The sequence below is a fragment of the Sulfitobacter sp. AS59 genome (genome assembly GCF_038899995.1).
In the GTDB taxonomy this organism is placed as follows: Bacteria; Pseudomonadota; Alphaproteobacteria; order Rhodobacterales; family Rhodobacteraceae; genus Sulfitobacter.
Window position 1 is genome coordinate 58,415 of record NZ_JBBMQK010000009.1, and the last position, 11,626, is coordinate 70,040.

9 protein-coding genes and 1 tRNA gene are annotated in these 11,626 nt (G+C 59.0%); 8 read left to right on the top strand and 2 right to left on the bottom strand.

Annotation, left to right across the window (positions count from 1 at the left end; translation table 11 throughout):
- Positions 1-120 precede the first annotated feature (120 nt).
- Genes WNY39_RS16310 through WNY39_RS16335 form a run of 6 tightly spaced genes read left to right on the top strand, consistent with a single transcriptional unit; the run spans position 121 to position 7,251 of the window.
- Entirely contained in the window at positions 121-687 is a 567-nt protein-coding gene (locus tag WNY39_RS16310; RefSeq protein WP_342847224.1) for a tautomerase family protein, read from the top strand.
- Complete coding sequence (locus tag WNY39_RS16315) at positions 684-2,378, top strand: hydantoinase B/oxoprolinase family protein (protein WP_342847226.1); 1,695 nt, start codon at positions 684-686, stop codon at positions 2,376-2,378. The genes WNY39_RS16310 and WNY39_RS16315 overlap by 4 nt, the downstream gene beginning before the upstream one ends.
- Complete coding sequence (locus WNY39_RS16320; RefSeq protein WP_342847227.1) at positions 2,375-4,441, top strand: hydantoinase/oxoprolinase family protein; 2,067 nt, start codon at positions 2,375-2,377, stop codon at positions 4,439-4,441. The genes WNY39_RS16315 and WNY39_RS16320 overlap by 4 nt, the downstream gene beginning before the upstream one ends.
- Entirely contained in the window at positions 4,438-5,040 is a 603-nt protein-coding gene (locus WNY39_RS16325) for an isochorismatase family cysteine hydrolase (protein ID WP_342847229.1), read from the top strand. Before WNY39_RS16320 ends, WNY39_RS16325 begins: the two co-directional genes overlap by 4 nt.
- Entirely contained in the window at positions 5,037-5,897 is an 861-nt protein-coding gene (locus WNY39_RS16330; RefSeq protein WP_342847231.1) for an isocitrate lyase/phosphoenolpyruvate mutase family protein, read from the top strand. Before WNY39_RS16325 ends, WNY39_RS16330 begins: the two co-directional genes overlap by 4 nt.
- On the top strand, positions 5,884-7,251 hold the full coding sequence (locus WNY39_RS16335; RefSeq protein WP_342847233.1) for an FAD-binding protein: 1,368 nt from the start codon (positions 5,884-5,886) through the stop codon (positions 7,249-7,251). Before WNY39_RS16330 ends, WNY39_RS16335 begins: the two co-directional genes overlap by 14 nt.
- Here WNY39_RS16335 and WNY39_RS16340 read toward each other — a convergent pair.
- Positions 7,248-8,342 (bottom strand): ParB N-terminal domain-containing protein, encoded by a 1,095-nt coding sequence (locus WNY39_RS16340; protein WP_342847235.1) that lies wholly within the window; start codon positions 8,340-8,342, stop codon positions 7,248-7,250. The genes WNY39_RS16335 and WNY39_RS16340 overlap by 4 nt on opposite strands.
- Positions 8,329-9,729 (bottom strand): AAA family ATPase, encoded by a 1,401-nt coding sequence (locus tag WNY39_RS16345; RefSeq protein ID WP_342847236.1) that lies wholly within the window; start codon positions 9,727-9,729, stop codon positions 8,329-8,331. The genes WNY39_RS16340 and WNY39_RS16345 overlap by 14 nt, the downstream gene beginning before the upstream one ends.
- 528 nt (positions 9,730-10,257) lie before the next feature.
- On the opposite strand from WNY39_RS16345, the gene WNY39_RS16350 reads away from it, so the two are divergent.
- Together WNY39_RS16350 and WNY39_RS16355 are read left to right on the top strand one after the other, a co-directional pair.
- The gene (locus tag WNY39_RS16350) at positions 10,258-11,439 is read left to right on the top strand and encodes a replication initiation protein (protein ID WP_341235814.1); all 1,182 of its coding nucleotides are present in this window, start codon (positions 10,258-10,260) and stop codon (positions 11,437-11,439) included.
- 42 nt (positions 11,440-11,481) lie between these two features.
- Positions 11,482-11,558: transfer RNA gene (locus tag WNY39_RS16355), tRNA-Arg, on the top strand.
- Positions 11,559-11,626 lie beyond the last annotated feature (68 nt).

Here is an 11,626-nt window from a genome sequence, read left to right on the forward strand (position 1 = left end):
CCAACCCTAGCGACGGATTTTTCAAACGCAAGAAATCTATCTTACAAAACGCAAAATATTTGACCTATGCATATCAATTAATCTGTATTACAAAAAATACAGTTTGGCGAAGGAGACCCCATGCCCGTTATCGAACTTCATGTCATGCAAGGGTATAGCGACAGCGACAAATCCCGCCTCTGCGAGGCCCTGACCCATGCCGTTCGAATCGTGGTTCCCGCCCCGCCCGAGGCCGTCACCGTAATGATTCACGAGCTAGACCCCGCCGGGTACATGCGCGGCGGCCAGCATCGCAAACCAGCGCCTGCGCTGCCCGATCCGGCGGCGATTGTGCGGGAGTATCTATCCGCTATGGAAGCGCGCGACATCGACAAGGCCAGCGGCATGCTGGGGGCCGGATTTACCATGGTATTTCCCGGCACCGACCCCATGACCAACCTGGAACAGCTGATCGACTGGGCCGCACCCCGCTATAAATTCGTCACCAAAACCTACGAAGGGTTCGACGCGCTGCAAACGCCGGGCGACGCCGCCGTGGTGTATTGCCGTGGCACGTTATCGGGCGAATGGCCCGACGGGACGCCCTTTGACGGTATTCGGTTTATTGACCGGTTCGAATTAACCGATGGCCACCTCACAAGGCAGGACGTCTGGAACGACATTGCAGAGACAAAGGCAAACCCATGACCCAAGATATCGACCCGATCACCCTAGCCGTTCTGGCCGGACGGATGGAACAGATCGCAGACGAAATGGACGCAACCCTGTTTCGCGCCGCCTTTAACCCGATTATCGCCGAAGCACATGATGCCTCGCACGGCCTGTATCACGCTGTGTCCGGCGATACGTTGGTACAGGGCAAATCGGGGCTGCCGATCTTTGTCGGGGTCATGTCCTTTGCCGTAAAGGCCGTGATCGACAAGGCGGCCGAGAATGGCGATCTGGAAGACGGCGATATCTATATCTTTAACGATGCTCATCTTGGCGGCACCCATCTTAGCGATATGCGCCTTGTTAGACCCTATTTTCACGACGGAAAGCTGTTTTGCTACCTCGCCTCTGTCGGCCACTGGCACGACGTGGGCGGTGCGGTGCCCGGCAACTATAACCCTGCCGCGACCGATGCCTTTCAAGAGGCGTTTGTTCTCCCCCCCGTGCGTCTGGCCAAGGCGGGAACCATCCAGACCGACATCATCGATATCCTGATGCGCAACACCCGCCTGCCCCAATCTGCCCAAGGTGATTTGAACGGCCAGCTTGGCGCGCTTGATCTGGGCGTTAAACGTCTGGATGAACTGCTAGCCGAATATGGTGCCGACACGGTCCGCGCCGCCCTCGACGCACTTGGCGACCGGGCCGAGGTTCTGATGCGCTCAGAGCTGACAGACCTGCCAGATGGCCGTTGGGAGGCCGAGGATTTCCTCGATAACGATGGCATTACCGATACCCCCCTCAAGATCAAAGTAGCACTCGAGATCAGTGGCGATACTATGACGCTGGATTTCGCAGGCACCGCGGACCGCTGCGCAGGGCCCGTGAATATCGCGCTGCCCACCGCCGTTGCCACCGCCTATGTCGCGATTAAACATATCTTTCCCAGCCTGCCCGCCAATGCTGGCGTCATGCGCCCGATTGATGTGAAAATCCCTGATGGCTCGCTGCTCTCTGCCCCCTTCCCTGCCCCCGTCGGTGGCTATACCGAAACTATTTTGCGTATGATCGACGTGATTTTCGCCGCCGCCTCAAACGCGGCACCTGACCGCGTGGTGGCCAACGCCTATGGCACGATCAACGCGCTTTCAATCTCGGGCAAGCGCGCGAATGGGCAACCTTGGGTAATGTTCAGCTTTTATGGCGGCGGTCATGGCGGGTCGATTGAAACCGACGGGTTGAACCACGGCAATGCGCCCATTTCCACGGCAACAATCCCCCCGATGGAGATTCTGGAGGCCGCATACCCCGTGATGTTCAAGCAATGGGCCCTGCGCCCAGACAGCGCCGGTGCCGGAACGCACCGCGGCGGCATGGGGGCCACCTACGAGATTGAAGTGCTTGAGGAATCCGCGACCGCCTTTCTGTTTGGGGAACGCGGCCGCTTTGCCCCCAAGGGGGCGGCGGGCGGCGGCGATGCGGCCATGAACGTGTTTGCCTATGAACAGGCCGACGGGTGGCACACTCCGCCCATGGCCTCGAAAATGGTCGGCATCAAACTGCAACGCGGCCAATCCGTGCGGCTCGATACGCCCGGCGGGGGCGGTTATGGCCCCGCTGCGGGCCGTGCCCCAGCCGATGTTGCGCGTGACGTCGCGGGCGGGCTGCTTACCGACACTTACGCCACAGAAACCTACGGCCCCGCTTGGAAAGAGATCTCGCTATGACCAGTACAAACCGCATGATCGGCGTCGATGTTGGCGGCACATTCACCGATATTTTCGTGCTGGACGAAGCGACCGGCATTGCCGAGGTCGCCAAAGTACCCACCACGCGCCCCGATCAATCCGGCGGCTTCCTCAGCGGGATCAGCCAGCGCGTTGATGATCTATCCACCGTTTCGGTCGTCGTTCACGGCACCACCGCCGGCACCAACGCCCTGCTCGAACGCAAAGGTGCCAAAATCGGCGTCATCACCACCATGGGCCTGCGCGACGTGCTGGAAATGCGCCGCCGTGACCGGCCCCGCACATGGGGCTTGCGCGGTGATTTCACCCCCGTGGTGGATCGCGCCCTTCGGCTCGAGGTGCCTGAACGCACCCTTGCAGATGGCACCATCCGGACGCCCGTTGATCTGGACGCCGTGCGTCAGTCGGCACAGCAGCTGATCGACGACGGTTGCCTTGCCTGTGCGATCCTGTTCGCAAACAGCTATGCCAATGCCGAAAATGAGCGTCTCGCCGTCGAAGCGGTACGCGAGATGTGGCCAAACGCACATGTCTCCGCCTCCTCCGAGATTTTGCCAGAAATTCGCGAATTTGAACGGTTCTCCACCACGGCGCTGAATGCCTACCTCCAGCCCGAGGTTTCAGGCTATTTGGCTAGGTTAGAGACTGCTTTGAAAGCAGGCGGCTTTGCTGGTGAGTTCATGATCGTCCAGTCAAACGGCGGCGTCATGGATGTGGATACCGCCGCAAAACTGCCCGTGCGCACCGCGCTGTCCGGCCCTGCGGCGGGGGTGATCGCGGCAGGCTACATCGCCCAGGCGGCAGGGTATGCCGATGTGATCACCGGCGACATGGGCGGCACGTCATTTGACGTCAGCCTGATCGCCAAAGGTCAGTCAATGCTGTCGCCCCAAACCTCGATCGACTTCGGGATGGTTGTTCGCTCACCCATGATCGAGATTACCACCATCGGTGCCGGTGGCGGGTCCATCGCATGGGTCGACAAGGGTGGTTTGCTGAACATCGGCCCCGAAAGCGCGGGTTCAACCCCCGGCCCCGTCGCCTATGGCCAAGGCAATACCCGCCCGACCGTCACAGACGCCAACGTGGTTTTGGGCCGGATTGACCCCGATAACCCCATCGGCGGCAAACTCGACCGTCTGGATGTCGAAGCCGCTAAGGAAGCCATTCTAGAACATGTCGGCAAGCCCCTGAACCTTGATGCCCTTCAAGCCGCCGAAGCGATCTTGCGCGTCGCCAACAGCCGGATGGCCGGGGCGCTGCGACTAGTCTCTATTGAACGGGGTTTCGACCCTAAACGCTTTGCCTTCATGCCCTTTGGTGGCGGCGGTGCCCTGCATTCCGGCGCGATGATGAACGAGGTCGGGTTGGCCAGATCCATCGTGCCCCGCTATCCCGGCGTGACCTCTGCCATGGGCTGCGTGATTGCGGATATGCGGCAGGATTTCGTGCAAACCATTAACGCCACGCTGTCGGGTATCGACCTCCCCAGCCTTACCGGATTTATGCAAGCGCATGTGGACAGCGGCCTTGCCACCCTAGATGCGGCCCGCACCCATTTTGAGGGGCGCGATACCGAATTTACCCTTGATATGGCCTATCTCGGGCAGACGCACACGGTGTCGGTCCCCCTGCCCGTCTCGCTGACCGACGGCACGGTCACGCCGCCCACGGAACAAGACATCGCCGCCGCCTTTGATACCGCGTACCGCGCGACCTATGGCAGGTTGCTTGAAAACGGCACCAGACGGGTCATCAATCTGCGCTCCGCCATCACCGGTCGCCGCCCGCGGTTTGATCTGGCCACGCTCGCCCCCAAGGGCGGCAGTGTTGAGGCCGCGTTCAAAGGGGTGCGTCAGGTGCATTTTGGGGATAGCTGGTATGAAACAAAGCTGTACAATCGATTGGAGCTGCCGGTGGGCGCGGAAATCGCGGGCCCTGCCATCCTTGAACAGCCCGATACAACCGTGCTGATTGAACCCGGTCTGGTGGGCAAAGTTGACGCTTACGGGAACACATTGATCGAAAGGGCCCCTGCATGACCCCCTCATCAACTGCATTGCTGACCATCGATCTGCAGAACGACTTTTTGCACCCCGACGGGGCGTACGGTCGTGCCGGTCAGGGGGCTGAAAGCATCCTAGCCCTGCCCGACCGTATTGCGCCGCTAAAACAGACTCTAACCCGCGCCGGAGGGACATATATTTCGGCCCAGTTCACGCTGGTCCCCGGCCGCAATGATGAACCCTTGATCGCCGCGCATCTGAAAAAGCTGCGCCCGTTCCTGACCAAGGGCGATTTCGCGCCGGGCAAGTTTGGCCATGCCTTGGTTGATACCCTCGCCCCCGCTGACTTCACCATCGAAAAGGTCGCTTATTCCGCCTTTTACCAAACCCGTCTGGAATACATCCTGCGCGCGATGAAGATTGATACGTTGATTATTGGCGGCATCGTCACAAATGGCGGCGTGGCCAGCACGGTCCGCGACGCCCATCTGCGCGACATTCACACGGTTCTTTTGTCCGATGGCTGCGCTGCATTTAACGAAGATGTGCATGAGGCAACGCTAAAATCGCTTGGTTCAGTGACGGAAGTCATGACATGCGCCGGTGCCATGGAAATGATTGGAAAAGCGACATGACCCTTCGCAAACGTCTGGCCGCCTCTGATATTCTGATCGCGCCGGGCGTCTATGACGGTCTGACCGCGGCCCTTGCCACCGATGCGGGGTTCGAGGCGCTGTATCTGTCTGGTGCTGCTGTCGCCTATACCCGATTGGGGCGGCCCGATATCGGGCTTAGCACCGCATCGGAAATGACCGATACGATGGCACTGATTGCTGATCGCACAGATTTGCCCGTTATCATGGACGCCGACACCGGTTTCGGCAACGCCCTGAACGCCCGCCGCACCATGCAAAGCTATGAACGGGCCGGCGCATCTGCCCTGCAAGTCGAAGATCAGACCTACCCCAAGAAATGCGGGCATTTATCTGATAAGTCATTGATTAAAAAAGATGAAATGTGCGGAAAGATCGCTGCCATGGCAGATGCACGCCGTCACGACACGCTGATCATCGCCCGCACGGATGCCATTGCCGTCGAAGGGTTCGATGCCGCGATTGACCGCGCCGGCAGCTATATTGATGCTGGTGCCGATGTCTTGTTTATCGAGGCCCCGCGCGACAGTTCAGAACTGTCAAAGATCGCGGATACGTTCAAGGGTCGGGTGCCGCTGCTGGTCAATATGGTCGAAGGCGGTGCAACCCCCATATCGTCGGCAACGACGCTGCAGGACATGGGTTTTGATATCGTCATCTTCCCCGGTGGCATCGTCCGTGCCTTGGCCAAAACCGCGCAAGATTACTATGTCAGCCTGAAAAAGGCAGGCTCTAATAAGCCGTTTTCGGACAGAATGCATGATTTCGATGGCTTGAACGCGGCGATTGGTACACCTGAAATGCTTGCCTTGGGAAAGAAATTCGATGGCAACGCCTGACGTCACCGCGCCACCGGACAGCTTTGACCTCGAGGTTCAAACGCTCATCATCGGCGCAGGCGCATGTGGCTTGGTCGCGGCCCTTGCCGCCCATGAGGCGTGCCAAGACGTTTTGCTGATCGAAGCGGACGCCGTGCCCTCTGGCTCAACAGCGCTCAGCGCGGGGCTCATCCCCGCACCGGGAACCCGCTTTCAAAGCGACGCAGATATCGACGACACCCCCGATCTGTTTGCACAGGACATCCAAGCCAAGGCGCATGGCGAGAATGATGACGATCTGGTGCAGGTCATGGCCGATACGGCCGGACCGGTGATTGACTGGCTGGCGGATACCCACGCCCTGCCCTTCTCGCTGGTCACTGATTTTGACTACCCCGGCCACAGCCGTCGACGCATGCATGGCCTGCCCTCACGCTCTGGCAGAGAGTTGATCGACGCGTTGCGCACCCGTGTCGAAGCGCTAGATATCCCCCTGATCTGCGACCGCCGTGCGACGCGGCTGTTCGCCCAAGGATCGTGGCTTGCAGGCGCGCAGCTGACCCTGCCGGATGGCGGCACCGAAACGGTCGGTTGTGATCGCCTGATCCTTGCCTGCAACGGTTTTGGCGGCAATCGCGCGATGGTATCCGAACATATGGCCGAGATCGACAACGCCGTTTGGTTTGGCCACGACGGTAACCGGGGCGAGGCCGTGCAATGGGGCGACGCATTGGGGGCCAAAACGCGCCATCTAGGGGCCTATCAAGGCCACGGCAACGTCGCCCACCCCCATGGCATCCTGATCACCTGGGCCACCGTTACAGAGGGCGGTGTGCAGGTCAACGCCCAAGGCAACCGGTTCTGGAACGAAGCGCAAGGCTATTCCGAGGCTGCGCGGGCCGTATTGGCCCAACCGGACGGCATCGCATGGGTCATATTTGATGCGCGGATCGCCGACATTGCCCGCCAGTTCGAGGATTTCAAGAACGCCGAAAGCCAAGGTGCCGTGTTTCGCGACGAAACCCTCGTTGGCTTGGCACGCAAAACCGGGTTGCCATCGGATGCGTTGCGCAATGCTATCTCCGACATCCCCACCGATGGCCGTGACGCTTTTGGCCGCCAATGGGGCACCCCTGCCCTTTCCCCACCATTCTGTGCGGTCAGGGTGACAGGCGCGCTGTTCCATACGCAGGGCGGGCTTGAGGTTGACCCCAGCACGGCAAAGGTGCGCATGACCTCAGGCGGTACATTCGACAACCTGTATGCCGCTGGTGGGGCCGCTTGCGGCGTATCTGGCAAGGGCGACAGCGGCTATCTGTCTGGCAACGGCCTGCTGGCGGCCGTCACCTTGGGCTTTATCGCAGGGCGCGGTTAACCTTTTTCCAACTTCTCGCGAATGTCCTGCATGATCGCTTCGATCATGTCTGTCGACGTGCCCTTGCCACTGATCCGAATAAGAAACCCCTTATCGTCCAGCTCGCGTTTCAGGGTCACGCCCGTCGTGGTTGTCAGCGTGTCGTTGCCCTTCCAACCGGGCGCAGCCGGCGTGGCTTTAGGCCGCCCCCCGCGGTTGGTGTTGGGGGCTTCGCTTTGATATTCCAGCAACACTTTTTCGATCAGCGCCCATTCGCTTTTGGCATCACCGCCCTGCCCCGCGCCCAGCACGTCGCGCAAGCGCGCTTCGGCACCGGCGCGCAGACCGGCGGCCAAACGCAAGCCGTCTTTCTCGCGCATGTTTTCTGGAAACTCCAGCATATCGCCCAGCTCTTCAAAGATCATGGCGAAGGACCGGATCTTGCTCCGCTTGGCCTTTGACGCTGCCGCGAACATCTGCGCAACGGCGTCTTCGGTCGAGGCAAACGCGCCCTGCTGCGCGGCGATTGCTGCGATTCGCCCGCGCTCGTAATGGCTAAGATCCTGGCGGATTTCGTTTTCTTCCACCATCGCCACAAACGCGCCGCCCATCTGATTGGGGTCACGCAGAACGGCCTTGATCGCCTTGAACCGCCCGTCGCCTGTGCGGGCATAGAGGTTCTGTTGGGCGATCAGGCGACGGTAGCCAGACAGCAGCCCGTATTGCCGACCAGACGGCGCGCTCTTGAGGCTATACACCTCGATCGGCATCCGCAGGCCGTTGGCGCTGATCGAATGCTCAAGCTCGTCCATCGCCTCTTGGTCCAGCACGGTTCTGTCGCGCTGCATCGATAGCGGTTCAATCGCGTCGATTGGTATCTCAAAGATAATCAGACCGGCTGCATCGGCGTCGCGAAACCGCTGCGCCTCGGCGCTGTCGCGGGCACGGGCAGCGCGTTCTTCGGTCGTGCCAGCCTCGTAAGCGTCAGCGGTGTCTGCGGCGACCTGCGCGATGGGTGCAGCAGCGCGGGTAGGGGTTTCGCGGCGAAACTCCTCTTCGATACGATTCATATCATCCGCAGATGGGGCTTCTAACTTTCTACGCTTCGCCATTGCTTGCATCCTCTTGTTTCAGCGCCTGCAAATCACGCCACCACGTTCCCAAAACAACCTCTTTCACCTCGGCCCAGGTGCGGTCGAATGTCTCTCGGCCCCGCACATAGGTATCACGGTTGAACTCGCGATAATCGGCCTCGTAAATGCCGTTAACCTGTTCGCCGGCTTGGCCGACCATGGCCGTGACCTCTTGGCGGTAGGTGGTCATAAAGTCGCCGAAATAGGCCTGAATGACATTGGCCAGATCGGTCTGCTGGCCTGCGTCAAAGCGGGTGATCAGCGCGCGCACGGCGTCCCATTCGAACTTCATCTCTGACAGGCCTTCCTGACGGCGAATGCGGTTTTCGCCTTCCTCGATACTGGCAAAGGTCGAATAGAGCATGTCAAAAAACCGGCCCGTGGAATCAAATTCAAGGAAGGACGCACCAAGAGGGACCAACAAAATATCGGCAGCCGCCAAGGCGTTGATGGTCAGATATCCGAGGGCAGGGGGCGTATCGATGAAAATCAGATCGTAGTCATCCAGCGCCCCTTCGGAGGATAGCGCGTTGGTCAGGGCATCCCAGAGTGGCCATGATTTCACCTGCATGCGCCAGACGGGCACCTGAAACTCCGCCCAATACAGGTTCAGCTGCGCGCCGATCAGATCGATATTCGGCCAATGCGTCGACTGGATGAGGTTTCGCGGCGAAACCTTGAGGCTTTCGGTGAGGGTTTCGTCTAGAGGCAGCTCTGGCGCGCCGCGGGCTTGGCGGACAGCATTTTCGGCTTGTAAGTGGCGGGCAAAATCCTTGGCGAGCAGGGGGAAAGCGGTGGACCATTCATCAGGCACCTCACCACCCATGATGGATGTCAGCGACCCCTGGCTGTCCAAATCGATGACCAGAACCCGATAGCCGTCGAGGGCCGCAGACATTGCCAAATGCGCGCAGGTGGATGTCTTGCCGACACCGCCTTTGAAATTCGCGACTGAAATGATCTTGGCCGGTAGTCCTTCGGGCCGCCAAGATTTATACTGCTTGTTTGACGCCCCCTCGGTCGCGAAATGCTCGCGAAGCTGCAAGACCTCTTCGAGGGTGAACCACTTTGATCCGGCTTCGCCGCTGCCTTGAGGAAGGTCTGGATGCGCCTTCAGGACGCGGCGCAGATGGGCAGGGGCCACGTCCAGAAGATAGCGGCATATCTCCCATTTTGAAAACTTGCGAAGACGCTTTTTGCCATCGGGGGCATAACCACGACGGGCCAAATCATCCCGCCCCTTGCTGGCGAATGCAGCGGCTTTCGCGAATCGTGCGGTATCGATAGGATCAGAAAGACGGGCGGCTGCCGCTTCTGGATCGATATTGAAATACGAAGGTGTCGGTGCTTTGGGAGTTGATGACATATATCCTCGGCCATGTACGCGAAACAAGTGAGTATCCGCTTATCTATCGCACATCATAGCCCTTATGTGAATCTGAATCCGATGATTTCTGGAATGCCTAAGAAATTATACCAAAAGAACAGCACATATAGTGTAAGAGTCTTTAGTCTCTTTAAGATGTTTGCGGCAGATATTCTGATGTAAATCAATAATTTACGTGAATATCGGTGCCTGAATACGGGATCAAAGGTACCTTTAAACAGGGCTAAGGGTACCTGAATACGGGGGAATAGGCGCCGATTCGCAGGAAGAGGGGTGCCGATCTGCGGTAGTGTCAGGATTAGGGTCTAATTTGTCCTGATTAGGGTCTGTTCGCGAAATTCGCATTTCGACCGATCCCGTAAATTGGCACCTTTAACAGCGCCACTGTCCGGCTGAAGCTGCACCACTAAAGGCACCCATAGCCGTATTGCTTTGAGGTGCCTTTTAACGCAAACTAGCCCTGAGGCAACAGATCGGACCCGAATCCGACAGCCAAAGGGCAGAGCGATGAAGCGACAGGACATTGATATACCCAAAGACCGGCTGACCGGCGCGCTGCGGCGCGGGTCGGTGAAAAAGCACGTGGCGGCGATCCATGTGTCGGGAAAGCTGACATTGCTGCAACGCAAGCTTAGCAATGTTTTGCTGCTGAACGCCTATGACACCCTGACCAGCCAACAGGTGCATATGATCGATGCGCGCACCTTGTGCCTGATGATCGGGTATAATTCGAATGACATGGATACGTTGAAACAATCCCTGCGCGGGCTAGCCGAGACGGTTGCCGAATGGGATATGCTGGATGAAAAGGGCCAGCAGGAATGGGGCGTGTCAAGCTTGCTAAGCTATGCCAAGCTTAAGGGCGGTGTCTGTGAATATGCGTATTCCCCTGCATTAGCGTCGAAACTGAACGACCCCAAAGTTTTTGCGCTTATCAATTTGAACATCCAGCGGCGGTTCACCAGCGGTCACGCGCTGGCGCTGTACGAAAACTGCTATCGCTTTGTGCGCACGGGCAGCACCGGTTGGTGGTCGCTTGATCTGTTTCGCAGGTTGATGGGGGTCGAGGACAGCGCCTATTACGCGGTCTATAAACAGCTGAACGCCAAGATCATCAAACCGGCGGTGGCCGAGGTGAACAAAACCTCGAACATCGTTGTGGTGCCGGAAATTCGCAAACGGGGCCGCGCTGTCACGGATATCAGGTTCAAGATTTCCGAGAACCCGCAACTGGCCATTCTGGATCTGGACGATGGCGAAGGCGTGCGTAAATCGGATGTGTACAGCCGGTTGCTGGCGTTGGGGGTCAGCGACCGCTTGGCGCGCCAATGGATTGCACATCACGGCGAGGATCACGTCGGCGAAAAAATAACCTATGTGGCGGGGCAGGGGGGGGTGCAAAACCCTGTCGGCTATCTGGCCGCCGCCCTGCGCGACGATTTCACGACCGAGCCCGCGCCCACGAAACCGACCAGCGCCCGTGCCAAACTGTTGGAGCGGGTGCGTGATCTGGTGGCGGCGCGCACGCCCACGCAGCGCGATGCGGACCGACGGCTGTTTATGTCGATGATCGACAGCGCAGATGCGCGCGCAGACTTTGAACGCCACGGCTGGATGTCGGCCCTGAACACCGCCGCAATCAGGGCATTTTGGCAAGACCTGCACCCAGATGCGTTTGATGATATTTAGCTTTGATCATCCGCCTCAAAATAGGTATGAGCATTTCACAGCGGTCCCGTAGCTCAACTGGATAGAGCACCTGACTTCTAATCAGGGGGTTGGGGGTTCGAGTCCTCCCGGGATCGCCAGTTTCAATTTCAGACCACCGCGACCGGATAACGTTGCACGTTTCCCCGCGAGTTTAACCTCGGTGGTG